The organism is Rhizobium sp. SAFR-030 (genome assembly GCF_059415005.1).
Genome location: NZ_JBPFDO010000009.1, coordinates 40183 through 66416, shown reverse-complemented (window position 1 = coordinate 66416; position 26234 = coordinate 40183). Strand labels below are relative to the sequence as shown.

Sequence of the window (26234 nt, the reverse complement as noted above, 5' to 3'; positions counted from 1 at the left end):
GGGACGGTTGAAACATGGGTCAATTCTCAATGGAAATATCAGGCTGAGCCGGGTCAGCTCTCAGTGGAAATCAACAGTAGAAAGCGTAGAGCGAGCAAAGCATGCTGGCTGCGCTGAGGTACTTGTTTGGGGTGAGAGTGACTTGGTTGAATCAGTCTCCCATATTAGCGGTGGTCGAATGGCAGATGTGGTTTTTGACGGTATCGGTCGCCTGACATTCGAAACCTCCCTCAAGTCCCTGCGAACGCGAGGCACAATGGTATCCATTGGAGCTTCAAGCGGAGTGCCAGACCCGGTGCCACTCGCTGCACTCAATGCTAAATCGCTGTTCCTTACTCGGCCTGGGCTCGGCGCACATATAACTGACCTAGCCGAGTACAAGGAGCGGGCGCGAGATGTTTACGACGCTTTGGCAACCAAGATTATAGTTCCGGCTACCGCCACCGTATTTCCACTTGCAGAAGCGTCGAAGGCGCATATCGCCATCGAGAGCGGAGCCGCTTCAGGTCCTGTCGTTCTTGTTCCCTGATCATTCGGAACGCTAGGAGCGCGCCATAGCAGGGTTTCCACCATAGCTTCCTATCTATCTCGCTGCAAAGCGCGGCCTTCCGCGCTCTTTCATATCGAAGCTTGCATCTCATGAACATTCCACTTGGCGTCAGCCTGTCTGTCCTGTCGTCTGTCCTTTTCGGCGTGCTCTATTTTTACGCCACATTCTTGCAGCCCATGGACGGGAACGAGGTATTTGGCTGGAGGATGCTTTTGATCCTTCCCCTTATCACAGCGTACGTTGTGGCGAGTGGCGCATGGCCGGAGGTGCAAAGCATCGTTGGACGCGCCCGACGCAAGCCCCTGTTGTTTCTAGGCTTGCTGATAACCAGCGGCCTCATCGGTGTGCAGCAGTGGCTTTTCTTGTGGGCCCCAATGAACGATGCTGCTCTGGAAGTCTCCCTGGGCTATTTCTTGCTGCCGCTCGTAATCGTGCTGGCCGGGGGCGCAATCTATCGCGAGAAGCTAACTGCACTGCAAACCCTGGCTGTGAGCCTTGCTACCATAGGCGTCGTTCACGAGTTCTGGCGAGTTGGTACACTCTCGTGGGAGACGGCGCTGGTCGCACTCGGGATGGCTGCTTATTTTGTTATACGGAGGGCACTTGGCACCAACACATTGGCCGGATTTTGGCTTGATGTGATGCTTATGTCCCCTGTGGCTCTGTTCATGATTTTTCCCGCGAATGGGACCGAAGGCCACGCAATAGCTGCGTCGAAGTTCCTCTACCTGCTTCCCGGTCTCGCGCTTCTCAGTGCAGCGGCTTTCGTCAACTACATACTTGCAAGCAAACATTTACCCATGAGCATATTCGGGCTGCTTGGCTACCTTGAGCCTGTGCTTCTCTTTATCGTCGCCTTCGCAATTGGCGAGGTTTTCGACGCAGAGGACGTGTTCACCTACGTACCGGTCATGCTAGCGGTCTCAGTGCTGGTTTTTGAAGGCCTACTTCACCTAAAAGCTAAAAATCTACAGCCCGCATGACGGCTATTGGCGCGAAGCCGCCTTCTTGCCCTACGATGATGCGGCTTCTCTAAGGGCGCGATACACACTTGCCCGACCTATGTTCAGCGTCTTGGCAATTTCTGTTGGTCCCATCCCGTCGGATTTCAGTCGGCGGATCTCAGCAACATCAACATGAGGCTTCCTGCCTTTGTAGACCCCTCTGCTTTTTGCAGCGGCGATGCCTTCCATCTGTCTTTCTCTACGAAGGTTCGTCTCGAACTCAGCGAATACGCCGAGCATATCGAGGAAAGCCTTGCCGGCCGCCGAGCTCGTGTCGATCGGCTGTTCCGTCGCCTTCAGCGTCACCCCTTTCTGCTTGAGCAGCCGTACGATGTCCTGCAGATCGCCAACTGACCGCGCCAGCCGATCGACCCGCGTCACGACCAAGCTGTCGCCGTCGCGCATGAATTCTAGAAGCGTGTTAAGCTCCCTCCGATCCTGCTTAGTCGATCCGGATTTCTTTTCCGCCCGGATGACCGTGCACCCGGCCGCCTTCAGAGCCGCCTCTTGAATCGCCAGATCCTGATCGATGGTGCTGACGCGCGCGTACCCGTAAATTGCCATGAAACGTCTCAATAGGTTCTAGACCTTCAATGGGTAGCGTCTCATAACTGCAAAATCAACCCAAATGATACACTGATTTGTGTCTCACGCAGATTGTCTCAGGAGGTATACCTAGACGAGCACTATCCCGCGTATACGGATCAGAATGATCTCTACCGATCCAATAGAGCCACAGCAGTATGAGCCACGCGAAGGTTGGTGTGGGCTACAAGAGCCGCGCCGCTCTTCCGCTGCGCCGTGTCGCGTTGTTATAGTAGCTGGATGCCTGCTGAACCGATCGATGGCGTGACTGCTCCATGGCTTCGGGGAGAGGGATGCCGCGGTTGGCGGCTTCGGTGAGGTAGCCTGACCGCAGCCCGTGTGCCGAGAAATCTGCTGGTTCCAGCCCCGCCATCTCCGCTCGCTGCTTGACGATCGCATTGACTGCCGCAGGCTCCAGTGCCCGCTGTGACACGTTCCCCCAGCGGTCGATCTTGCGGAACACGCTGCCACTCCGGATCTGAGCGACAGCGAGCCAAGCCTCAAGCGCCTCCACAGGCCGCCCCGTCAGATAAACCACTTCGTCCTGGTCGGCGCCAGACGTTTTGGTGCGACCAAGGTGGATCGCGCGAGAGGGGAGGGGAGGCCCTTCGGGCACTTCTATTGGTGGCTCCACCGTCAGCTGCTCGACGCGCAAGCCGGCAATCTCGCTACGCCGGCGTCCACCGGAAGCAAAGGCCACCATCAGGATCGCCCGGTCCCTGACGTCACGAAGATTGCCGCTGGCGCAGGTTGCCAGCATCCTGGCCAAAACCTCACCCGTGACGGCCTTGGCGCTTTTGCGCTTCCGCGGCCTGGGCGTGGCTCGCACCGAAAGCCGGATCGCGGACTTAAGGGAAGGGGAGGCAAATGCACCCGAGAGCCCACGCCATTTCGTCAAGGTCGACCAGGACGCCAGCCTCCGGCGCACGGTGTCCGGCGCATGGGGTCCCGCCGAGCGGAGGAAAGCTTGGTCGCGCAGGCTCTGAGCAACGGCGTCCGGCATGCCGTGGTCCGGATCAGACGTCTTCTTCTCGGGGTTCCACAGGTGGTGAGCGACGAACTTGAGGAGCAGCGCTTCGGGTGCCGGCCATGGCAGGGAGCGTCCAGTGGCAGCCAATGCCCATGCTTGCAGATAGGCGAGATCCGAAGTCAGCGCCCGCAGCGTGTTTGCGCCCATGCCCTCGTTGACCAGATGCCGCAGCGTTTCGACATCCTGGTCGGTGAGCAGTTCAGCAAGCTCATCGCGCCGCTCCATCGGCAGGACGACCGCGATTGTGTCGAGTTCGTGGGCGCGACGATCGACGGCATTCATCGCGGCAGACCGTGTTCGTCGTAGAACTCGTCGTGGTTAGAGGTAGTGCCGGGTGGAACGTTGACGCGTCCTTCCTCTGCGAGCGACCAGACGTCATCCATGGTCCCTTTGGGTTTCGCGATCGCAGTCAGCTCCGCGACCGGCTTTCCCGCACGGCAGATCAGCACGTCATCGCCGCGGAGTGCGAGCTCGATCAATTCCTCGAACCGCTTGGCTGCTTCATCGACATTAACCAAAATACGCATTCTCTTTCCCTAATCCACGATGGTCGCTACACATGCAGACAATAACGAGCGCCCGACCTGATACAGACCGCTGGCGCATAGGCCGACGGTAGCGTGCCGTTGCGAAACCTCCGTAATTTCCGTATATTCCGTAAAAAGGAGTTTTGACATGACCTCCACAGTTACGGCCGCTGCAGTCTCCAAAAATTTTGGCGCCTACCAGGATGCCGCCGTCCGCGATCCGGTGATCATCACCAAGAACGGCCGGCCGCGCACGGTACTGATCGCCTATGAGGATTATTTGCGGCTGACAAAGCGCGACCGGCGCGTCGAGCTGACGTCGGCGCTGGGCGACGACGATCTCGCAGCGATCGAGGCTTCGGAAATGGACGGCTCGCTCGATCATCTCAATGCCGAATTGCTGACGGGCAAACATGCTGCCGACTGAGCCCAAAGTCGGTTGGGTGTTTCGCTACTCGTATCTCTGGCATTGGCAGTTCGTCGAAGGCCGCGAGGAGGGCGACAAGGATCGCCCGGCGCTGGTTCTGGCGATCGTTGCGCATCTCGACGACGGCACGCCGGCGGTGCGGGTGTTGCCGATCACCCATAGCCCGCCCAGCAATCCGAACAATGCCATCGAAATCCCGCCGGCAACCAAACGGCGCCTGGGGCTCGACGACGAGCGCTCGTGGATCATGCTGAGCGAGAGCAACCGGTTCGTCTGGCCGGGTCCAGACATGCGGCCGGTCGACAGCGACACTGGTTACTTTGGTCCCTTGCCGCCAAATCTGTTCGCCGAGGTCAAGCGGCGGTTTGTCGAACTGGCCAAAGCCCAGCGGCACCGGGCGACGCCGCGCAGCGAATAATTGTTTAGGCATCATCCATCGCTCCAACAGGGCCGAACTGAACGGCGCCACTATCGTGTGCGCCGGGCCGATTTTAGGTGATTTGCGACTCAAGAACAATCACCTCTGATAAGCGATACTTATCGATGGTCAGGCGTGGCCTGATGCAATCTATCCAGTGGCGAATGCAAACTTAGTGATAGCGTTCGTATAGGAGTTCGTTTACCATAAAATCAATGGCTTACGATCTCGGCAGATTGGCAATTTCGAACATTTTAGAACCGGCGTTTCGCGCCGGCACCGCGCTCACCCGTCTCGACGAGCGCATTGCCCGCTCGCCGGTCGGGCAGGGCTGGATTGCACGCAATCACTTCACCGACGCCTGCGCCTCGCTCTGGATCGACGGCGAACTCGTCCATCTCGAAGACCTCGTCCTCCACGACGATATCAGAGATGTTCGCACACCCACCCACGAGCTGACAATCGCCCGCGACGTGTTGCGCACCCGCCAGCGCATTGCAGCTCAGCTCCCGGCCTGGGCCTTGTCTGCAGAGGGTATCCGAACTTTGCGACAAACGTCGGACATCACATCGGCCGGCGCAGACGAGGGAGAGACGGCCGGCGGCATTCGGCGCGCGGAGGCGTCGGATCCAGAAGGGGAGGGGGACGATGTCGATGACATCAAGAACCTCCCGGGTGTCGACTACGCCGCCATCGATGCGGTCCTGGCCCGGTCGGAAGCGGCGATCGCCAACGCAAGGCGGCTTGGGCGTGGCGGCGACCAAGACAAAGATCCGATGATCTACGATCTTGATTGGGACGAAGACGCGCGGCTGGACGAATGGCGCGACGTATTGCGGCAGGTGCAAGACCTGCCGGCGGTGCCGCAGGCCATTATTGCCCTCGATGCCTGGAACGAACTGTCCGTTCTTCAGCATGCGCCATGGCTTGGCCGGCTATTGGCCGCGTCGATATTGCGTCAGGCCGGCGTTACCAGCGGCGCGCATCTTGCCGCCATCAACCTTGGCCTGAAAACCATTCCGGTCGATCGGCGCCGGCATCCTGATCGGGAGACCAGATTACTCGCCATTGCTCACGGCCTGATCGCGGCCGCCGAGATAGGACTCAAAGAACATGACCGGCTGACGTTGGCAAAAACAATGATGGATCGAAAACTGGAGGGGCGACGCATGTCTTCAAAGCTGCCGGAGCTGGTCGAGCTGGTGATGGCAAAGCCGTTGGTGTCGGCCGGGATGGTCGCCAAAACGCTCGATGTGACGCCGCAGGCGGCGCGGCGGATTGTTTTGGAACTGGGGCTCCGCGAGATGACGGGGAGGGGGAGGTTTCGGGCATGGGGAATTCTGTAGGCACCCACTGTCTTTCTCTAGATGGAGTCGGCAAGTGGTGGCGGGGTCGTGAAGACAAAAGCGGTGTCAGTATTTTCTGATGCGCTGTCTCTGGCAGGACACCAACGCCGATGAACGGATTGCCGAACCACCGAAGCTACACGTCGAGCTTGGGCAGATGACGGGCGGTCGATATAAAAGGTAGGCATGCTGAAACGTGCTACTCAATTGTAAGTCGCGGCCTGCTAGCTACGCTTTGGGAGGATGAATTGACGATCAACGTAACGGGACCAAAAAAATATGACTTTCAAGATTTGGTCTGCATTGCTTTTGGTCTTCGATCGGTTCACCGAACTGGGGCGGAACTGCTAATCGAACCTAATGGTGGCGAAGACTGCGAGCTTCGAGAGAACGGCGCCGTCGTGGAAATCCAGGTGAAGGGTGCTGAAGGTCGGTTCGGCATCAAAGACCTCGCCGATTACCTCGGTCATCCTGGCAAAAGGGTCGCGGGAAATACGCTTCTCGAAAGGCTGCTGGCGGACAGCTCCCGTTTTGTCGTAATCGTGTTGTCGAGCCGGTGCGACGACGCGACCTCAGCGCTGGTGCAACCCTTCGGGTGGAAAGAATCCCAGCGCGATCATTCCTTTGGCATAGCGAACGCCCAAGCACTGCTGACAGCTTTTGCTAAACCATCACGCGAAAGGAACCCAAGCAAACTGACGAAGGCGCGAGATCAGCATAGAGCTACTATTGCGGCCGGCCTTACACCGGACTTGTTGAATATCGCGCTACAACGCCTTGCGCTGATCGAGCGGCTCGACGAAATTGGACTAACCTCGGTGTGCGACGATATTCTCGTGCGCATTCACGACGTTCCGAAAGACCGCACGAGCGACACCATCAGTCGCCTACGAGACGTGATCAAGACAGCTAAAGGCTTGGCAGCGAATGTCTTGCCTGACATTGCGCGAATTCTGGACGCATCTTCGGCGGGCTCGCTCTCGCCCCAGGGTTACATCGAGCGGGGCGATGAAGCACATTGGGAAGATACGCTTTCCCAAAGCAAGGTCCTACTGCTGACAGGCCGACCAAGAACTGGGAAATCAGATGCTGCGCGATACGTCGCCGCAAAATTCCAAAAGCTCGGTTACAGCGTTCGCGTCCTGTCTGACGTTAAAGAAGCGGAACGTTTTTTGAGCGAACCCAGTAGCTCCCAGCGGCTCGCCGTTCTGGATGACCCTTTGGGCGGGACTCATACCGAGCCGGAACACGTGAAGATGTACCAGCAGCTGGAGGATCTGATTGGTCACCTGCGCCACGACCGACGGTTGATTGTATCTCAATCGCAGGAGCAGCTCTTGGTGACGACTGGCGCGCGTGATGCGTCAAACTTGGATATTGACGGCCACCCATGGCACGACCTCAGCGACTTCAGGGCAGCCTTTTCCGCCAGAATCTGGTGTCAGGAAGCTGCACCAGTCGCCATGCCTCCCGAACTCGCCCAGTTTGTGAACGATGCACTCTCGTCCGGAAAATTGGTTTTGGATGCCGGCAGTATCCGTCACCTGGCGCGACACTACGCAAAGGCTCGCGTGCCTTACAAGGTAGGACAAATTGAGCGGATTGCGCACGAGCGCGCTTCAGCGCTGGCCGATGTATGGAAAGCGGAGGGTCTGCAGGCGCTTGCGCGAAGCCTCGCAATCGGGACCACTGCCATGGAGCCGATCTCAGAAATGGAACTTGCGTTCCTGCTGGGGAAGGGAGGGGAGGGGCTTCCGGGTATGCCAACCTCAAACTTCACCGTTACTCAGATCGGCGGTGATCCTCCCGAACCGTCACCCGATCCAGATTATGACGAAAAACCAAAGCTCGACCAAACGGCACTCGTCGGTTTGGACGCGTTCGAAACGCGCCGCCTGATCAGTTACGGGTCTTCAGAGAGTGTCAATTTCGCACATGCCTATTACCGTGCAGCGGGCGAAGCGTCAGCGGGGGTGTCGACCAAAAAGCAGGTCGAAGACGCACTTATGGTACTCACGCGGGCGCTGTTCTGCAGGAGCGGGGCGACCTCGAAGGCCGCCGCCCGGAATCTCGATTGGATCCACGACCGATTTGTGCGTTCCGGAAGACCAAACGCAATTCCGGAGCTCGCGGAACGCGGATTAGAGAGCTATTTTCCGGCGACGCGCGACCTTTGCTATGCGTTTCTTATGCGCTACATCGGCGAATTACCCCGGGATTTTCAGGCACGCCTGCCTGATTGGGTAATCGCAATCCAACGACGGGACGTGGCAACGATGGCGTGGCGAGAGGATGAAGCTTGCCTTCCGCTCGGCCGGACCTTCAGCGGCGCAGAACGGCTTGAAGCCCTTCTGTTTCCGCCTGAGCGAGAAGACGTTTTGACTGAGTTGAATCTCCTCGAAGCACCAGAAGAGTCCTATCTCCGACCACAAGGTGCCTGCCGCGCCCTAAGCTATTACAAAGGCGAACCTTATGCGCTTGGTCACCAGGCCATGTCTCGCCTCCTCAACTATGGGGAAGGCTTTATTCGCGCAACCGCCGCTGAAATTTGGTTTTCAGTGGATCGTTCAGCAGATGACGACGTCCTCCGTCAACTCAACGCCGACGACCACCCAGCCGTCGCGTCCGCCATGCTTGATGGGGCGGTAAAGGGCTGGCCGACTCTTTCTCAAGACAGGAGAGCGCGCCTAATTGGGATTATCTCCGCGCAAGCGTCGTCTCCGGCCGCGGCGGCGGCCATGATGCCGAACCTCGTGAGGTTTGACCGCATTGAGTATACGGGGCCGGCCGGCGCATGGGATCTCTTCGCCGCAGTAATGCCGAGTGCCCTCGATGCGCTACCGGCAACGACCGATTTCACGGAGGCACGCCTATTCAACGTCGTTATGGAAGCGCGAGGAAAGATTGCACCCGAACTTCTGACGTCCATTTGCGAGAGTTGGCTGCACTGGCTCGAGAGACTTACAGGGGAGGGACTGGTCCCCGACGATTTTTCACTTGGTTTTGTCGACCTGCTTCTCGATATCACATATGGGAAACCTGAGCTCCGAGAGGGACGGCTTGCACGCGCCCTCTCATTGCCGGGAAGCAGCGCGTCTTATGTTGTAGTGAGCGATATCGCGGAGCACTGGGAGACGTTAAGTAATACGGAGCGTGAACTCCTCAAAGACATCCTCGAATCATCCCGTTCGGATGCCGTGTGGCTAAAAGCATCTGTTCTTACGTCGTCCGTAGTGCCGAAGGATTTGGAGCATTTGCTGTTGCCGGCATGCCTAACACTCGATGATCCCCCCGAAACCCTCTTGGCGGATATTCCAGTCGAGCTTTTGACGGCATGTATCCAAGCCTTCACAGGCCAGCCGTCGCGGCTGTGGAATAGGGCTCACAGAAATGCAGCCGTATGGCAACCGGTGGTCGATCTCATCGTGCGCCGGCCGGATCATCCGTTGTTCGAATTGGCATGGAATGCGATATCGGGGACGGGCAAGGCCAACATCGTGCGCCAAATCATCGAGGACTGTGGACCCCAGCACGCCGAACTGTTTCTCGGTCTGTTGATCAAACACAAGGTTGGACGCGTCGGGGATTTTATGCCTCAAGCATGGTCCGCTGTTCTGGACCAAGCCCCTGATCGCGACACGCGGACCGAATGGCTCAGCCGCGCGCTAATTTACACGACAGTGATCCTAGAAGACTTGGGAGACCTAGAGCTCTGGTTACTTGACGAAGGCGATAAGATAATTGCGCTGCACATCCTCGAACCGGATATCAAAGCGATCATGACCTCGAGGGAGGTTTCTGAAAGGGAGGACAGGCTCTCAGCAGCGCTCGAGCTCCTTGAGCAATTTAATAGACAGCTTCCCCGTCTGCACGGCACTTACGGTCGCATTCAAAGACTTCTAACAGATCCGAATGAAGAGAATGTCGAATTCAACGAACTGCTAGAAAAGCTGCGCCTTAACAATTTGGCCTTGGGTGGCAAGCTGAAAAAGCACTTGCTTGGCGAAAAGGAATGGCCGGAGCCAATAGGATGGATGCACCCTTGATGGCCGAGAGGGCTGACAGCTAAGGCTATTCGGGCGGCGCGGGAGACCGGTTAGGAGCTTGGCATACGCGAAAGGCCCCGGTGGAGTGGTAGTCATCAATAGATGTGGTGTGCGATTAGTGCAAGAACAGGCGGGATCAGGGCTTGGTCGCGATCATTGAAGTGACGGTCTCGACCTTGTCGAGCCAATCGGCGGTGGTGACGTCGGTCCAGGCGACGATCGAGCGGATGCGATCATACTCCTGCTGGACATTGCGGCGGAAGATAGGTTCGTGATGGGCGATGCGGTTGCGCAGGTCGCGGATCCTTTGAAGCTTGTCAAAACCCTCGCCGCGCAGCTGCTGGACGGTTTTGGCCGGGTCGGCATTGGGAAAGACCGCCATCAGCTGAGAATTCCAGATCGTCTTGTCATGGCTCAAAGTGAACATGCGTTCCCAGAAGACGAACTTCAGTTCGGCGACGATCTTGCCGGCCGTCGGCAGCCGGCGTGCAAGATCGGTGAGGTCGCGCCGCGGACTATAGCCGCGCTGTGGGTTTCTGAGCGAAATCTCGAAGCCCTTCTCCCACGGCCAGTTGGCGCCGTACGTGTTTTCAATGGCGCTGACGATTGAATTTCGGACGCTGACTTCGCATATCTGAAGAGGAACAAAAAATGCTGCCGATACTTCCATGTTCCAGCGATACAGCTCTAACGCCGCTTCCTTGTCACTAGTCTTCTCGGCGAGATAGGTCGCAAAGCGAGGAGCCGACAGGACGGTCGGCAACCTATGGATCTCTTCGGGCGTGAATGGCATTGTCTCTATTCCATATGGTCAGCAGGCGACGATTTCGTTGACAGTAGTGCCGTGCTTGTAGTAAACGGGTGTCCGAAAGGCGCGTGAGGTCGCGGGTCAACACCACCCTCATCGTCATACGATCTAAGGGAAATGCCCGCTTCTGGCGGGCATTTCTCGTTTTGGTCCGCCGCCATCAGACGGTCTGCTCGCTGGCAGCTGCAACGGGTGCTTCGGAGGCGACTTGCCCCGCGGCTGCGGTTTTCGCTGCTTCCGCTGCGGCCTGCTGCTGTCTCACTAGGTCCATATGCTCGCGAAATCCTTCGATCTCGCCGAAAGCACCGACCTCCATGACCCGATCGATGAAGCGGGCGTAAAGACCATCCTGGATCTGCCCGTTCATCTTCATCCACTCGACCGCGACGTTGGGGTTGACGAGAAAGACGTAATGAAATTCTCCCGACGGACCCGCCTTGGTCTGAATAAACCACAGGGCTCGCAAGGCCTTCATCCGCTTTCGCCAGGTATCGACTACCCTTGTACCTGCAAAGCCAGCTTCTGCCGCAAAGGTCGTTGGGTTCTCGATTGTCAGGAACGGGTAGTCGGGCGCGCGCGCCCACAAGCTGAATAGGGTGTGGCCGGCCGGGTGTCCCTTAGACTGGTCGTCGATCGCCTGCATGGCGATCGGGAGGGTACGCGGCAGGGTGGTATAGCCATCATTCGTCTTGCGGTGCCAGAAGAAAGCTGCCGGCACGCCAGGAAAATGCAGCTGCATCTGTTGCTGTGCCCGCTCGGCCATCTTAAGGCGCTTTACCGTTGATTGCCGTCCGTTGGCCATTTGACCAGATCCTCTTCAGCTCGTTGCTGAACTGACAATGACTGAACCGGACGCGCGCCGCAACGAGGGAATACGCGCGCCAGATTGCTGTCTTCAATCCCACGAAATCGCCTTCGGCGTAGTGGTAGAGACACGATTTGGCAGGGCTTGATTACCTGAACTGCGCGATTTAGCGCAAAGGTGTGGAAATTATGTTTGCAATACAGTAGGTTGCGGTGTGTGTGCGGTGCTCCGCGTCTTCCTGTTCTGCCGTCCTCCCCTGTCTTCCCGATGCTCCTGGGGTTTTAGGGGGCTTCAGGTGGTGGCCTGACCCAGCTAAAAGCGCATTTTTAACCTGCCGGCTGTCGCCGATCGCGCCATCATGTCAGGCCGCGATCGAAACCTATTACATAAAAAGACGGTACGGATAGACACTCTTTGGCAGGTCGGGGACATTCGCGATCGTTCGCGCGAGCCGCTGTGAGTAGCGTATGCTTACCGGGACCGGATCGTAGAGCGCATCATTGTTCCAGTCCATTTTTGTCAATGCCAGTGCTTCATGGGCCGACAATTCGAGCGGGCCGCTCCCAGCGTGCCTGATCAATTGCAGCGGCTTTGGGATGCTCTTCTTACCCTGATAGTAGTCGCCCTTGGTCGAAACTTCAGGTGCATTGCCTGCCACCCAGACAAGCACCGAGGTCCCAGACCTGACGACACAGGTTCCCCTTGGGACGGGATAGCCCGACGGCTGCGAAGGTGGGGTCTTTCGCCCTGACGAGATGAGCCATACGCCACGCCAGCCGGGGGACGGGTTGATCTCGATACATTCTATTTCCGGAACACCGGCAAGAGCATCGAATGCTCCGTCGATCTCGGATTGTTTGAATGCGGTGGTCTTGTGAATCACCAGCCGCTTCGGGAGGATCCCGCCGTTGCGGCCCTGATAAAGCTCCAGGCTGCGGGCAAGCACGGCCCGCATGTCGTCCCGGCTCAGAAAGGGGTTCCGGCGGGCTTCGGCGGCATCCGCAACCGGATCGCGCGCCTCGAACGCGACAAACTGCATTCCCCCGCCATCCATGTCGAAAACCTGCGAACAACAAGTGACATAATGCGCGTCTCGCTGATCTCCTCTCAGCGCATAGGCCAGCCCGATATAGGCCGTATCGGTCGGAACACCTTTCAGAGGGGCAAGTTTCCAAGGCGTGCCGGCGGCTTTCACATAAAGAGCGATCGCGAGGCGCCAGGAGCGGGACGCTGCGTGTGAGAATGAGAAAACGCGGTCGTTGATAACCTGTGTCGGGATGTTGTATTTCGCACCAAGCGCCTTCAGCGCATCATGGGCGTCGAAAAACTTGCCGCGTGTCGCGAATGCCCAATCGTCGGGAAAATGCACAAGGACGACGTCGAATTCTGCCCGGACAGCGTCCAACCGCCTCAAAGCGTCTTCCATAGCAAGGAAGAGACGAGACTGGGCATCGCCTTGGCCAGGGAGCTGATCAAGAGCGTCCGGCCATTTGATATGGGTGCCGCGTCCGGCGGGTTCGAGGCTGACGCGAAAAAGCGCCTCGAAGCCGGGATAGGGCGGCACATATTCAGAGCGATCACTCGCCTGATAGGCATTGCGCAACGACGCCATCAAGTCGCCACGGCGCCTAAACGAGGCCTCGGGCCCGACAGTCGCAATCCGTAGTTTGGATGTGTAGCCGCCAAAAGAACCTTTCGAAAAAGGTCCGAAATTGAGCAGGCCGCGCAGCGGATGAACATCGACCTCCCGGTCGTCGGACGCCGAAAAGGAAAGCAGCGGCTCGTCGAGGAGCGAGAAAGGTGGAAGCTTCGACGTAGGACCTTGGGTTGCCATCACTTCTTCCTGTCAAAATAGCGGTGGTGGTGACTCGGCCGGCTCCATCCCGTAACTTCGGACAGTCGAAATACAGCATCCACGCCCACTTCGTCCTCAAGGCCGAATGCCTTGGTCTCGCCATCGGTGGAACGGGTCAAAAGGCCAGCCCATGCGTGAATAATGGCGGCCCACTGCTTGTTGTATCTCTGCGCCCAGCGCTCCCGTCGCCAGTCGCCTGCCGGATCGCCGCCATGGCGTTCACGGGGGGCGGACAGCGAATCAACCGAAGGTTCGTCGACGATGCCGCCGGTGCCTGTCGTGGGGTCCAGCCTTGGAATGTCCACATGGGTGTATGGGTCAAACCCACACCACCATCGTCCGTCGATCTGTTCGAGCTTCAACAGAATGCCCTCAGAAAATGGATAACCAAGGCCGGGGACTGCGCCGGTCAGCGGGGTTTGATAGGCGTCACGCAGCGGTTTCAGGGTCTCGCTACGTCTCCGTCGCCGCTGCTCATCTTCGCCCTCGCGTGGCGACGATACGGTCAAGGAGTGCCCTGACCGTCGTAGGCGTGGGGTAAGCGGGCGCCAACGCGAAAAGGCAGTCACCAGCGCGTCATAAAGAATGCCGAGAGCCCAGCTGTCGGCTTCTGGGTCGAGAGAAACCGTTCCGGCAAGTTTCGGATTGAGCGACGACAGAGCCTTCAATAGCTCCTGGTCATTTCCGAACGCTGCGATCTCGCGACCGTTCGCGGCGACGATCGCCCGGCATTTTGCAGCTTTGAGGAGCTCCCTTACGGCGGGGGAGGTTGTCGACTGCCCAAGGACAATCTTTCGCGCATGCGAAGGAAGCGTCTCCACCATGAGGGCGGAATATCGCAAAACGGGAAAGGCCCGCGCCTCGGAGGTGGGTACAGTGACCGGAATTAACCGAGAGTTGGGCCTGGCCTTCATGATGTGGTCGTGCAATTCGCTTGGGAGGTCTATTGCACTGATGACGTCCGCCGCAAGCTCGTCGAAGGTTGCGCATTCGACAACCGCAACATCGACCCCTGCCTTTTGCGCCTTCGTCAAGAATTCGGTCACGGCCGGCAGCAGACGGGACGCGGACGATGTCATCCAGTAAAGCCCGTTGGGAAACGGCGAGCGCTCGGTCAGCACAGACGACAAGGCGTCCATGACGGAAGCATCGCGCCCACTATATCCAACAAAAACCATGCCGAACCTTTTACTGGCCTCCACCAGCACATGCCTCATGCGCTCGTCTTGTTTCTCCAGCTCGGAGCCGGTGTTCTTGATGGATATCTCCTGATAGTCGCCGTGGAGCTTTGCAACCAGCGGCCAGTCCGACTCATTGAGACAGCGTAGCGCCCGTTCAGCAGAATCGATCCCTGCCACCGTCGGCCTGCGCTGCATGGCAACTGAACGCTGCGCGTTGGCCGATAAGGTTGCATCTTCGATCAGCGGATCGAAGTTCGTGGTGAACACGCAATCAGTCTTGCCGCCGGCGATGAGGCTCGCCAGGACCTTCTGGCCGAAACATGGGGAACCCTTCGAGATTGCATCGTCAATATACTGCCGGCGATGGCGAGCCTGCGGATAGACCGCTTCAAAGGCTGCAGCATACTCAGTCGGATCTCCGTCTGGCGGGAGCAGGGACGTGCGATGGAAAAAAGCGTCGATCCGGTCGATCCAGACCGGGTCGCCGATGTCTATCTCCCGCTTGGAGAGCTTGTTCTCACGGCAGAAAATCTGAGCCTTAAAGTCGCGGATCATCGCGTAACCGGTCGGAATTCCGGAAGCCGCCGATGCGCCAGCGCCCAAAAACCATGCGACCAGATTTGGCCTCAAGGCGAGAGCAGTCGAGAAAGCTCCCGCAGAAATCGTCGGAATGGGTGGAATAGCTACGCTCCTCTTTCGCGCGATTCTCGATGTTTTATAATCTATTCGATAGCGTGGGGCCTAACGCGAAAGAACAGCACGCAGACTAATCCACCGTTACTGTCGGGTGAGCTGGTGAGGGGTGATTGATGGCAAGAATTGATATCGGATTACGGCAGGCTCGAAAGATCGTTAACCTGCCTTTTGCCGAGCGCCTGGCGTTCATCGCGGAGGGATTACCGATACTCCTTCAGAGCGCGCAAGGTCTACACGCAGCATCCGAAGCGGTTTCGCAAATGCCGCGAGAATCCATGCTGCTCAAAGGGCATGCCGAAGAAGAAGCTGCCAAAATACTCATTTTCATGGACATCATACGGTGCCCAAAAAAAGAGGTTTCGAGGCGCATTGGAGTGTTGATGGGATGGTATTACGACCATTTGGCACGTCTTCTTTATGCTGAAGCCTGCCAGTGGCGCCCGGTCGATTTAAAGGAACTTCGCAGGATCATCGACCGACGTAGGGTGACCCACTATGTCGAAGGCAATATGGGAGAATTCATCGCACCAAACGATCTCATCTATCGCCGCGAAACGAGACTTTATGCCGACATCGAAGCCTTGGATGATGGTAGCCTGCAATGGGTTGTACCGTCTGCCTACGTCGGCTTCTACAATCCCAAGCCTGATGCCCTCGTCGTCGCCGAAGCGCTTGATGCGTTCGGTGCATTTACGATCGAGGGCCTGGAGCTGATCTCCTCTATTTGGAGCGAGGTCAATTTTCGAGATGAGACGCCGGCGCAGGAAAACGATCGGTTGATTGAAGCAACGCTGACGCGATTGTTCGAAAGAAAAATGGCATCGGAGAGCGCGACAACGGATAATGCTCGCGACCTGTATGGTCGTTGGCAGATGCCACTTTATGCGCTCGACATGAAGGCGATAGAGGTTGCTCGATCTGACTTGGAGGCAGAACAGGAGCGGTTGCTTCTGGTCGAAATGGGCGTTGAAAACGAATACTGACGCGGAGATAAATCGCAGTGCGGGTAGCCGCAATCGCGGCGCTGGCTAAGGCGCGCACCTTGATTAAGACCGCGGAAGGGGGATGTGAATTCCGAGACGCATTGATTCCTGTGACCTCCGTGGATGTGCTTCTTCAGGTGAGGACGATACGGAACAACCTCTTCCACGGCTCGACGGTGTATTTCACGGACCGTGACAGGGAACTTGTTCAGCAGGTATACACGTGATCCGTCTTATGTCTGAAGCGATTGAGAGGTCCGAGAAATCGAGAAGGATCCAGGCCGCCTGGGGCTATGCGCATGTAGGCCATCAATAACGGATGAAGAGTTGAGCTCGCCTGTCACCAATCCTCATTCTATCCGTCGCGAGTTCGTGTAGTCCAGCATAGTTCACGGCAGCCGAAGTGAGCTGGAGATTAGGCCACTCACCGGATTTGGCCGAGCAGGCGTTTAAGGTTCTCGAATACGAGTGATTGCACTGCGGTCGGATCACGTCCGATCTGGGCAGCGAGATGTTTGACGCAGATACCGACATCTTTCGGGCGGCTCGCCTTGCCGCCCGTTTCCGTGAACGGGCCATCTGTCTCCGTAAGCATCGCCTCCTCCGGAATGGCCTTCAGCAACTGCTCGGCCTTGGATCCGGTCAGCATGCGGTCGTTAATGGAGAACATGCAGCCGAGCTTAGCAGCCCGACGCGCTTCCGAGGGTGAACCGGAAAACCAGTGGAGTACCGGAGTGTTCGTCGATAGGTCGAGATGCTCTTCAAGCATGTCCAGGACAAGGGAAGCGGACCGGACAGCGTGGATGGAGAGGACCTTGCCGCCCTCGTACGAGCAGGCCTTTAGGACACGTTCGAAGACGTGCTTCTGTTCTGGCAGCGACTTGGCGTACTGGGGACTGGCATCAATACCCACTTCGCCCACATAGGCGGTTTCATGGAGAAGCTTCTCCCAGAGATCGATCTCATTGCCATGCGTACCGACAAGTTGGGGGTGGAGGCCAAGCCCGACACGGATGTATTTGGTCTTGGATGCGACGGACTTGTTCTTCGTCCAAGCGCGCGGCGTGGTGGTGACCGCAAGCGTGTAAATGGAAAGCCGCTCGCACTCCGCGACGAGGGCCTCGAAATCCGGGTAGAGGTCAAGGTGACAATGGAAGTCTACAAGACGGGTCAGGTGTCGGCCTCTGAAGATATGGTCTCGATCCCTTTCAGGAACGCTGCGACCTCCTCCATACCTCTCGAATAGACACCTTCCAACCCCTCGATCTTGTCCAGATCCTCCATGAGGGGGCCAGTCTTGTAGATGAAGGATCGGGTCCGGGTCGGATCCTGACGGAGACGTTCGATCGCGTATTCGAAGCCGCGGTACTGCTCGCCTTTCTTATTCGTGCTATCGAGGTCCGAATTCGCGGGATCTTCCATTCGATACTTGGACGGATCGGCCATGACCTCCGTTCCTTTGAGAAAGGCGGCGCGTCGGATGATGCAGGGCAGGCAATAGCCGCAGTGAGGCTCGCTGCTACCTTCCCACCTGCCGTGCGCGGGCTTGGCGCAGGAAATCGACAACCCCGCTGTCGCCCTGAGGATGTCCGGACGTGCGCATTCCAGGATCATCTCGCCTTTGGTCCTGTTCCAATAGGGATTTTGCACTGTCCCGGCGATGCCAAGCGTCGTCAGCAGCTCGTTCCAGCGGTGGAAATAGAACGGGTGCGTCGTCCTGGTGCTGTTGCTCGCCAGTCGCGTCGCGTCGAGCGGCACGTTAAGCGAGATAAGGCCGTTCTCCGGAACATAGATGGGGAATGGCGTTCCGAGAGCCGAGCCAGCGAACGCGGCCAGTGCGATGAAGAGGAATGAGCGCCCTCGTGTGGAATTTTCGCTCCCTAGTTCGGGGAATACGTCCTGAACTTTCCCCGTAGGAAAGGCCAACCGCATTGGAGAGCGGTTGCGGAAGGCCCGCGTGGCGAGCTCATAGACATCGTTCTGGGGCTTGCTGATCGCGCCGTCTGCCTTGTGGCTGACGAAATAGATGTTCTCGGCCCCATCGTCGAGTTTATCGATCGCGCCAATAAGACTATCGAGACCGCCCGAGAATAGCGACACTGCATTGAAAGTCGGTGTCATCAAGCTGCCTTGCAGACGCACTCGACCGAGTTCGCCAAGCCAGGCTCTGAAATCCACGGTCCAAAGGTCGCCAGTCAGGAAACGCAGCATCCTTTCGAGGATGGGTTTCGCGGGATACCAGCTCACCGGGTCGGCCACGGGAAGATAGAGCCCGATCTCGCGGGTCCATCCGTCCTGGCTTGAACGAGCCCGGTTGATGCGGGTGTCGGCCAGGGATACCACCGTGGCCAGAAGCAGCAGCTCGAGACCATGCCCGGTCGGGACCCCCTCCGCCTTTCTCAGTTGTGACAAAGCGCTCTTGATGCCCAGCCTTAGATGACCGTCGTGAAGGATGTCGAAACGGTGGATCTGCTCGTCACCCCTCGGTGCCGGATCAAAACCGTCGGATGGGCCAAGCAAGGGAGCGATTACGTATCTGGTCACTGGTCATCTCCATCGTGCTGTCCGGCCCGTTCGAGGATGCCGTAGGCGGTCTCGTAGATGCGGTCTATCTGAGCGGAAACCTGTCCTTCGCGGAACACCCCCTTGGTCGCCTCCATAGCATCCTGAACACGCCCGAGAATCCATTCCCGGAATGAATCGTTTAACGAAACGGCGGAGGCCGCCGTCTCAGGCAGCGTGATGGCACCGTTCCCGACGGCGTTGAGCAGCCTGCTCATGATGGTGTTCGTGATGAAGCGTTCTAGTACGAAGTTGATCGTCGCGCTGTCGGGGCGCTCGAGGCGGTCGATCATGTCCTTGGGCACCTCGTGCAGCGCCTCGGAATACGCGTCGCGGACGAAAGCCTGGTCGAGGTCTCCGCCTGGTTCGCAGACATAGTCGATCAGAGCCTCGAAGATCTCTGCGGTCGAGCGTTGTGCCAGCGACGCGAGGTCGAGGCGGCGCAACTCCTGGCGGATGTCAGAGCCCTCGGCACCTGCGCGCATGAGGAGATCGACCAGCCGTCCAGCGGCACGTCGGTCAGTGCTGGCTCTTGCAGACGCGCCCGCTCCGCCGCCGGAACGAGACACGTACGACGAAGCGGATCTTCCGAAGGCCCGTTCCCGATCACCCGAATCCCCTGATCGCGCGCCCTTGTTGAAGGCCTTCCGACCTGGAGTGAAGCGCTTGTCGGAGGGCGGAGGCGGCGCCGGCGCTGCGGGAGGAGTATGTGTTGGAGGCCCCCCGGGAGGCGGCGCGTCGGGTGCAGGGCCGCCAGGTGGCGGATTACTCGGTTGCGGCTGGCCGGGTTGTCCAGGCTCTGGTGGGGCGGGTGGTGCGGGTGGTGCCCCCGGGTCGCCGGAGGGGTCGTCCAGCCAGGATGGCAGGAGCGGGTTCGAGTTCTTGCCGCCGTTGAAAGGTGTGGAGGTACCCATCAGTCTTCCCCATCAACCTGGATCATCGACTTGAGGCTGTCGCTTCCCGTGGTCTTCCAGCCCTCGATGATCTGCTTGAGGCGTGCCTTTCCTGCCAGAGTCTTCACCGCCCGGTTATGGCCCGACGCTGCCCATGCGCCGAGCTTGTCCGCAGGTAGCTGTGCCAGCAGTTCAAGGTATCTGCTCTCGAATTCCGGGACCTTCGTCAGGAACTGGATCATGCCTGTGACCGCCTGGGGCTTCCGCTCCCAATCAGTGGTTCTGAGTACTTTGGCACGGAGTTCTTCGAAAACCAGCATCCGGTCTTCCGGGACGAGTGCGGCCACTGAGACGAGCGCGGTAGCTGCCGAAATGTCGTCTTTCGTGAGCTTGTCGACGATGACGAGAAGGCGCGGGTCGAGTGCTGCCGCGAGCATCGCGAAATTCTTGACGTCATTGACCACGAACAGATAGGGCCTAAGGTCAAGCGCGCCGATCTTGAGTTCCTGCCCCGCCCAAGGAATGATGTTCGGCTGGATCATCCACGCATCGATCCGCGGCTCATGGGCCTGCGCGCTAGCCACCGGCGCGATCGGTTCCGCCTGGTCGGTCGCGGCGCTCTCCGTCACCGCACTCTCGGCTGGTTTAGCCGTCTTGTCGCAACGCTGTTCCAGCCGTAGCAGGCTAGGGCTTATCCCGTCCGGATTTGCCCCGACTTCACGCGCGATCTCTTCGAACACGTCAGGGAAGAATTGCTCGGCAAGCATGATCTTGGCGAGGACCTGGCTATCGATTGCGTTCTCGAAGCCTCTCGCCTTGGCCACGGCGAGACGCAGCGTTAGGGAGTTCAGAAAGCGCTTGACGTTCCGTGGGTTGCCCTTCGTCCCGGATGCCAGAACGGCGGATATCTGATCGACCATAGTAACCGCCGCTACAACATCGGAGTCGTAGGCGTCGCCGAGGGCCTCAGCGACCTCGCTATCGCCGATCGACTTCTGAAGCCACGGTGTCGACATGTAGCCTTCGGCCTTCTTAAGGAGCGCCATGAACTGATCGCTTCCCTCGCCCACCAGAGACCCCACCGCCAACAGAGTGAGGTACGTCTTCGTCTCAGCCTCACCCATGGCAGGGATGCGGAACGGAACCTGTATGAGTTTCTCGAGATAGGCCCGCGGATAATCCTGGGTCGCGTTCCCTGTAGGAAGATCGGGGAAATGCCGCGTGACCGCATACCTGATCATCGCCTCATCCGCGCCTATGACGAAGGCGGTTCGCGGCAGCATGACGAATAGCCGGATCGCCTCCAGTGTCTCGATCGCTGTCTCAGGAAGGCATCGGTCGAGGTCGTCCACAAGGACGATCAGGCGCTCAATATCCGCTTTTTCAATGAGTTTCTGGAAGGCGCTGTTGAACTCGCGGATGTTTTTCGCAACTGTCGGCTTGTCTTCGGCATCCTTGAGGTAGCCCTTTACACCCTCGGCCGCCGCTTCGACATTTTCCTGTGTCGCCCATTCTCCGCCTGTGATTTTCCCCATGGCGAACTTTGCGAGGTCGATGGCCTGATCAGGCGAGGGCAATCCGGTGGCGGCCGTGAAGGCAAGCCCGCCGGCCTTTTTTGCTGCCTTGAGCCAGTCGATGCGTTTGACGACATCGAGGATTTGTTCCTTGGCCTTGGCGTAGATAGTCTTGTTTGCGATCAACTGATCGACCACGCCCTCGATCAAGGCGATCTTGGCGTCCTCGAAACCTTCGAATTGCCAACCGTTGAAGCGGATTACCAGAGTCTTTCCACCAGGAAACTGGTGCTCGGCGATCATTTCGAGAACGCTTGACTTGCCAGCACCCCAATAACCATGAACGCCGATCGTGAGAGGCTTTGTTCCGCTTCCGGTGATGATGCCTAGGATGGTGGTTGCTATCGCCTTGTTCCGGAGAAGATCAACCTTCGTTTCGTGGTCGCTGATATACCCCAACTTCCGGGTAGAAGATGCGTTTGCCAAGCGATATCTCCGCTGATTGCTCAACCTAGGATAACAGCTTGGCTCCTGCTGCGATTTGCTTGTCAATTACTTCATTGTCGGCCACGCAAAGAACCGGCCTGTATCCACAATCTTCTGAATGCAGATGGACGTGAGTTCTTTGCAAAGAGCATCAAGCCGACCTAGCAAAAATTTGGCGACGGATGGCGTGCTCGCGATAATGCCGTCCATCCTAGCCTACTTTCTGGCAAAATTGAAAATGGTTAGTGATTTCAATGCGCGAACTTGATGCACAAGGGGTCGCTGGTTCGTATCTCTTCAAGACCGTGTCGAAGGTCGTGGGATCATGGCTCCCTCGGTTCCAGTACGCGAAAGGATACGGAACGGGCTTCGTTGTGCGTCTAGCTTTTCCTGAGCTGGCTTCGCCTAAACGAATACGAGACCGAAGGAAATCGATCTGAAAATTGTTCTTTCCGAAGATACAAGCACTCGACTTGCACGCGAAATAAGTGGATGCTCAGGGCGAGTTTATTCGAACAGATGTGGCCATGCGCGTATATCTCAACACGAAAGCGGCGTTGTCGAAACGCTTACTTGTTTCCGCAGTCAAATATCTGAAAGCCTATACCTCAAGTGCAGCCGGAACTCGGGCGTTTATGGCTTTGCTTTTGGCTACCGCGTTCATCGTCACAATTGCCACCCCCTTTCTCTACGCGGAGATCGCTCGCGTGCGCGATTGGTGCTACGTTCCATATACAGAGACGACGCGCGGCATACTGCGCGAAGTTGCGGTCCTTGGCACTTTGATCGCCATGATATGCGTTTTCCTTGGCGCAACTATCTTGTCCCTGCTCAATTCTCGCAACATCGCTGCCAACGTCGCGGTTTTTTTGTGCGCATACCTCGTAGTTGTCAGCGCGTTCGCGATGTACTTCTATACCTTTGGCATCACTGTTACGCCCGTAGGCGCGAAGAACCTAGAGTTGGACAGCGGTTCCATCGTGTCCAATATGTCCGATTACATGTATTTCTCTCTCACAAATTCGATCTTTATGACGCCGACAGAGTTCGAGTCATGCCCATCGTTGAGGGCAGCGATAGTTGTCCAGCGCGTGTCGTCGCTCATTGTCGCATTCGGAGCAGGCCTTGTAGGATCACGGATCACGAAACTGATCGAGTAAGAGGCTACCAACTCACGAGGGTCGAGACGTCACGATCATATTCGTAGACTTCTCCCTCGTTCAGGAACCAAACGTCTTCCATGTAGAGACCATCACCTTCCAACGTTGCCGCGTAAGCCGTCATTTTGATCCCGCCATAAGGCGCCTTCGTTTCCTCGCTTTCCGTCGGCAAGCCGACGATCTGGTAGTCGCTGAGCTCCTTCATCTCTGATGTTTCAAATAGAGCATCACCATTGTCAATCCAGAGTTTGATGGCAACGAGTTCCTCTCCGGTCAGTTGCTCATCGGCGTTGGTGTCAAACTCTTTGAGCTTTGCAAACCCGTTTTCAGCGCCATCGAAATTGGCGAAAAGCCAGCTACCATCAATCTCCTTGGGGGGTGTTCCGCGCCGAACATCAAGAAGGAAACCGTCGGTGTTTGGCACAAGCCAGTCAATCTTCTGTTTGCCGCCACCCTGAAGATCGAATTCGACAAACCTCGGAATCGAGAAAAGGGTATAGATCTGCCGCTGTGTTGTAGTGAAGCCTCCAACGTCTATCTCCTTATTGCCGTTAAGGTCGATGACGATTGGGCAGTCCTGTGATATGGCCTGTTTGACAGATATGAGATAGATTGTTGCGGCGAATATCGGAACGCTGACAATGAGCGTAAAGTAGATTCTCCGCATTGATTGTGTTTTTCGCTGACCAATACCAATGTTCGCTTGCATCGAAATCGCTTTCTCCGGCGGTGACCTCTTTTGCAAGAATACGATAGTGGCAGGCGTTTACAAGGATAAGTAAAAGACACAACTGTTGGCGCGCAAAAATTGCTAAATGTTGGAACGCGGTTGACGGCTCACTTGATTCGCTAGTCTAGCGTGTTAGTTTAACGACATGAAGGCCGTCGGTATGCTATCGGCCCCATATCGGCCATTCCGAACAGCAAGTGGCCGCCTGGGTTAGGAAATTTGGTGCGAACATCGAGCTGAACGACGGGGTCGCGGGTCCATTTCCCTTAAAGAGCTTAGGACCATGGCCAAGCCTCGGAGGCAGGCGTACAGCTTTCTTACCAGCGTGAAAAACTCACGGATTTGGAAGAAGTTTGGGACAAGAACGGCTCAGTTGCGGTTGTTCCCAGCTCGGTCGTATCGGCTATAAAAACCGGCAAGGCTTTCAGGTTTCTGAACCGCGAGCGCGTGCTGCGCGCTGACCTACGGGAGCAATAATACGCGACCGTATGGGCGGGCGGCGGCGGGCCAAAATTTGGGTATCGAGAGGCGGCACATAGCCGAAGAGCTGTCCGCCGGTCAGGCTGCCTCAAGCCGTTGCTCGAGATTCTCGAATTGAAGAACGCCTTTGTAGGCAAGCAACGACGTGATGACAGACTCTCTCACATGGAATTTCTGCGCCGCGCCTGCGATTTGCACATCAGACGGTGCGCTCATGTCGATGCTGTCTTTGAGCGCATCGTACGGACAAAGCAGGCTTTGCGCAAAGGCACGCTGAAACTTCTGCCGATCCGTTTTGGCGCGGCTGACCAAGCCGAACTTCGCATCACCGCTCCAAATTGCATCACCCAACATGCGGGCGAGTTCGAAGCGGCGATCCTTCTGATGGGTTGTTTGCAGCGCAACATTATTGAGTTCGCCTTTTCCCATGAGTCTGGCGGCATAGGGCAGGTCGGCAGCGATCGCGCGAGCGTCTTTGATCGTCTGCCAATTTACGTTCAGAATTTGCGCGAAATCCCGGTTTAACAGAGGTGTTGATCGGAGACCAAGCTTCTGTCTCACATTTGCGGCGGCCGCTTCTGCCAGCTGCCACGGATGCGCATTGGACATACTCGCGTCAATGTTCACTCCCTCGATCACAGCGAAATCTAATTGCAGGGGAGAGTTTTGCGTCGCCTCGAGCGCTGTTGACAATGTGGATGCTGACTGCGCCCCAGGTGAAGAAGCGGCGGCTTCCTCGATGCCGCTTTCGCCAACCAAGGACTCAAGCTTGATAAGATGCTCCAACAGGTTTTCAGGAGCGGCATCGATGTTGTAGCCGAGCGCCGCCTCAAGCCTCCGCCAGCCGGCGAAGTCTGGATCTACCCTCTCGTCTCGCCACCTCGCGACGCGGGCTATCAACTCCTCACCGCTAGCGCGGTTTCCATGATGATCGATAACTTTCGAAAAGAACCGTTCTAGTTCGTCGTCAAAATCCCGCCCGATCACGGATCCAGGCAACACCTCAAGAAACTGTTGTGCCCCGACATTGGTGCGAGGCCCTACACTCGGCGCGAAAATAACCCTTTCACCGCTCCCGTAAATCATGGCGGGCGGCCACAGCAGACCGGCACCTACAGATGTCATGTCGTGGCTTAATCGCCAATCGACCGAGGGGTATCGCGGGTCGTGCAGCGTCTCGTATCTCAGCCGCCACGCATTCTCGACGAACCAAAGAGCCAGAGTGGTAGCCGAGGCGCGAAAGAAATCGCGATTGGTCCCCAGCTCGAAATCGGCAACTCTTGTCAGGATGTTATAGCCAAGCCGAATCCCGATCTCGGCAGTTTCCTCGTCACTCTTGTTGCGCGACGGCGGCCAGGTCGTGGAAAGCTCAAAAAATCGACGATCGCTCATTTATACTTCACCTGGGCAGCCTGCATTGAAACCGAAGCATTCGGATAGGAGAGTAGCTCACTCGCCGTCAAGTTGGAAATCCAGTCCTCGAAGCGCGCTATCACAAGACGTGCGAGCGCGTCAGATGGAAGTAGCGGGTAAGCATGGTAATTCGCTTGGCCTGGGATAGTAATCCGAGCTTCGTAGATCCAGCCATTCAAGTCGACCGTCCAGAGCATACTAGGATCGCCTTGGCTATCGTTTTCTCCCCATAGGCCGGCCATAATGCCAAGCGTCAACAAGCCCCCGATGCGAGGCACGTCCGCCGGCTGGAAATCTGCATGGTCATCGCAGAGGACTCGATCGGGAGAGACGCCTCGATAAGCTGGTAGCCCATAAGCATGTGGATGCGCCTTATGCTTGGAATATGGCGCATAAGTTGCGCGCTGGGACAGGTCGGCTCGTTCCTGTGCCGACGGTGAAGCCCGAAGGCCCCGCTTGGGGTTGTCACTGGATCGTTCGATCTCTCGGGCAGGAGGACGCTTTCGCCTCATAAGCATCCTTTTAAGCTGGTTTCCGACGCCTGCAACCGCGCAATGCACGATAATAGTAATTCAGTTTCGCTGACGTGGGCCTTTGAGAGTTCGTGTGTCAACCCTCAAGTGGCAGACCGCCTCAGATATCAGAGCTCTCCAATCGCCGCTTTTTTGCAACAGATGCATTCGCCGGCGCAACGGGAACGACTATTACTCAATGTAATGACATAACATGTCGCAT

21 protein-coding genes are annotated in these 26234 nt (G+C 57.4%); 8 read left to right on the top strand and 13 right to left on the bottom strand.

The window, feature by feature from the left end; all coding sequences use genetic code 11:
- The first annotated feature begins 7 nt into the window (after positions 1 to 7).
- On the top strand, positions 8 to 529 hold the full coding sequence (locus ACR65N_RS21705) for a zinc-binding dehydrogenase (RefSeq protein ID WP_440458718.1): 522 nt from the start codon (positions 8 to 10) through the stop codon (positions 527 to 529).
- 110 nt (positions 530 to 639) lie between these two features.
- On the top strand, positions 640 to 1533 hold the full coding sequence (gene rarD / locus ACR65N_RS21700) for an EamA family transporter RarD (protein WP_440458714.1): 894 nt from the start codon (positions 640 to 642) through the stop codon (positions 1531 to 1533).
- Between the two features lie 30 nt (positions 1534 to 1563).
- Here rarD and ACR65N_RS21695 read toward each other — a convergent pair whose 3' ends face one another.
- From ACR65N_RS21695 to ACR65N_RS21685, 3 genes are all read right to left on the bottom strand, one after another.
- Positions 1564 to 2118 carry a recombinase family protein gene (locus ACR65N_RS21695; RefSeq protein ID WP_440458713.1) on the bottom strand — a complete coding sequence of 185 codons (555 nt, stop codon included), beginning with the start codon at positions 2116 to 2118 and terminating at the stop codon, positions 1564 to 1566.
- A 205-nt stretch (positions 2119 to 2323) separates the two neighbouring features.
- A complete protein-coding gene (locus ACR65N_RS21690) occupies positions 2324 to 3451 on the bottom strand; it encodes a site-specific integrase (RefSeq protein ID WP_440458712.1) in 1128 nt (375 codons plus the stop codon).
- On the bottom strand, positions 3448 to 3696 hold the full coding sequence (locus ACR65N_RS21685) for a type II toxin-antitoxin system Phd/YefM family antitoxin (RefSeq protein ID WP_440458711.1): 249 nt from the start codon (positions 3694 to 3696) through the stop codon (positions 3448 to 3450). The genes ACR65N_RS21690 and ACR65N_RS21685 overlap by 4 nt, the downstream gene beginning before the upstream one ends.
- A 148-nt stretch (positions 3697 to 3844) precedes the next feature.
- Here ACR65N_RS21685 and ACR65N_RS21680 point away from each other — a divergent pair, with 148 nt between their 5' ends.
- The 4 genes from ACR65N_RS21680 to ACR65N_RS21665 all read left to right on the top strand — a co-directional run bounded on the left by ACR65N_RS21680 (position 3845) and on the right by ACR65N_RS21665 (position 9933).
- Entirely contained in the window at positions 3845 to 4123 is a 279-nt protein-coding gene (locus ACR65N_RS21680; protein ID WP_148171065.1) for a type II toxin-antitoxin system Phd/YefM family antitoxin, read from the top strand.
- Positions 4110 to 4541 (top strand): plasmid maintenance toxin (PemK-like), encoded by a 432-nt coding sequence (locus tag ACR65N_RS21675; protein ID WP_440458710.1) that lies wholly within the window; start codon positions 4110 to 4112, stop codon positions 4539 to 4541. Before ACR65N_RS21680 ends, ACR65N_RS21675 begins: the two co-directional genes overlap by 14 nt.
- Positions 4542 to 4756: 215 nt before the next feature.
- Positions 4757 to 5887 (top strand): RHE_PE00001 family protein, encoded by a 1131-nt coding sequence (locus tag ACR65N_RS21670; RefSeq protein ID WP_440458709.1) that lies wholly within the window; start codon positions 4757 to 4759, stop codon positions 5885 to 5887.
- A gap of 248 nt (positions 5888 to 6135) precedes the next feature.
- Positions 6136 to 9933 (top strand): nSTAND3 domain-containing NTPase, encoded by a 3798-nt coding sequence (locus tag ACR65N_RS21665; RefSeq protein WP_440458708.1) that lies wholly within the window; start codon positions 6136 to 6138, stop codon positions 9931 to 9933.
- Between the two features lie 136 nt (positions 9934 to 10069).
- Here the strand turns inward: ACR65N_RS21665 and ACR65N_RS21660 are convergent, their stop codons facing one another.
- From ACR65N_RS21660 to ACR65N_RS21645, 4 genes are all read right to left on the bottom strand, one after another.
- Positions 10070 to 10726, bottom strand: coding sequence for a hypothetical protein (locus ACR65N_RS21660; RefSeq protein WP_202048852.1), 657 nt, complete (start codon positions 10724 to 10726; stop codon positions 10070 to 10072).
- 175 nt (positions 10727 to 10901) lie between these two features.
- On the bottom strand, positions 10902 to 11543 hold the full coding sequence (locus tag ACR65N_RS21655; RefSeq protein ID WP_202048853.1) for a hypothetical protein: 642 nt from the start codon (positions 11541 to 11543) through the stop codon (positions 10902 to 10904).
- 385 nt (positions 11544 to 11928) lie between these two features.
- Positions 11929 to 13380 (bottom strand): argonaute/piwi family protein, encoded by a 1452-nt coding sequence (locus tag ACR65N_RS21650; protein WP_440458707.1) that lies wholly within the window; start codon positions 13378 to 13380, stop codon positions 11929 to 11931.
- Entirely contained in the window at positions 13380 to 15137 is a 1758-nt protein-coding gene (locus tag ACR65N_RS21645) for an SIR2 family protein (RefSeq protein WP_440458706.1), read from the bottom strand. The genes ACR65N_RS21650 and ACR65N_RS21645 overlap by 1 nt, the downstream gene beginning before the upstream one ends.
- 254 nt (positions 15138 to 15391) lie before the next feature.
- Between ACR65N_RS21645 and ACR65N_RS21640 the strand changes: the two genes are divergently transcribed.
- Positions 15392 to 16261 carry a hypothetical protein gene (locus ACR65N_RS21640; protein ID WP_440458705.1) on the top strand — a complete coding sequence of 290 codons (870 nt, stop codon included), beginning with the start codon at positions 15392 to 15394 and terminating at the stop codon, positions 16259 to 16261.
- A gap of 424 nt (positions 16262 to 16685) precedes the next feature.
- Here the strand turns inward: ACR65N_RS21640 and qatD are convergent, their stop codons facing one another.
- The 4 genes from qatD to qatA are packed head-to-tail and all read right to left on the bottom strand — an operon-like array spanning position 16686 to position 21716.
- A complete protein-coding gene (gene qatD / locus ACR65N_RS21635) occupies positions 16686 to 17435 on the bottom strand; it encodes a Qat anti-phage system TatD family nuclease QatD (RefSeq protein ID WP_440458717.1) in 750 nt (249 codons plus the stop codon).
- On the bottom strand, positions 17432 to 18805 hold the full coding sequence (qatC, locus tag ACR65N_RS21630) for a Qat anti-phage system QueC-like protein QatC (protein WP_440458704.1): 1374 nt from the start codon (positions 18803 to 18805) through the stop codon (positions 17432 to 17434). The genes qatD and qatC overlap by 4 nt, the downstream gene beginning before the upstream one ends.
- On the bottom strand, positions 18802 to 19737 hold the full coding sequence (gene qatB / locus ACR65N_RS21625; protein WP_440458703.1) for a Qat anti-phage system associated protein QatB: 936 nt from the start codon (positions 19735 to 19737) through the stop codon (positions 18802 to 18804). The genes qatC and qatB overlap by 4 nt, the downstream gene beginning before the upstream one ends.
- Entirely contained in the window at positions 19737 to 21716 is a 1980-nt protein-coding gene (gene qatA, locus ACR65N_RS21620) for a Qat anti-phage system ATPase QatA (RefSeq protein ID WP_440458702.1), read from the bottom strand. Before qatA ends, qatB begins: the two co-directional genes overlap by 1 nt.
- Before the next feature lie 527 nt (positions 21717 to 22243).
- Between qatA and ACR65N_RS21615 the strand changes: the two genes are divergently transcribed.
- The gene (locus tag ACR65N_RS21615) at positions 22244 to 22876 is read left to right on the top strand and encodes a hypothetical protein (protein WP_440458701.1); all 633 of its coding nucleotides are present in this window, start codon (positions 22244 to 22246) and stop codon (positions 22874 to 22876) included.
- A gap of 4 nt (positions 22877 to 22880) precedes the next feature.
- On the opposite strand, the gene ACR65N_RS21610 is transcribed toward ACR65N_RS21615, so the two are convergent.
- Together ACR65N_RS21610 and ACR65N_RS21605 are read right to left on the bottom strand one after the other, a co-directional pair.
- Complete coding sequence (locus ACR65N_RS21610) at positions 22881 to 23585, bottom strand: SPM autocatalytic domain-containing protein (protein ID WP_440458700.1); 705 nt, start codon at positions 23583 to 23585, stop codon at positions 22881 to 22883.
- A 579-nt stretch (positions 23586 to 24164) separates the two neighbouring features.
- Positions 24165 to 25478 carry a hypothetical protein gene (locus ACR65N_RS21605; RefSeq protein WP_440458699.1) on the bottom strand — a complete coding sequence of 438 codons (1314 nt, stop codon included), beginning with the start codon at positions 25476 to 25478 and terminating at the stop codon, positions 24165 to 24167.
- Positions 25479 to 26234 lie beyond the last annotated feature (756 nt).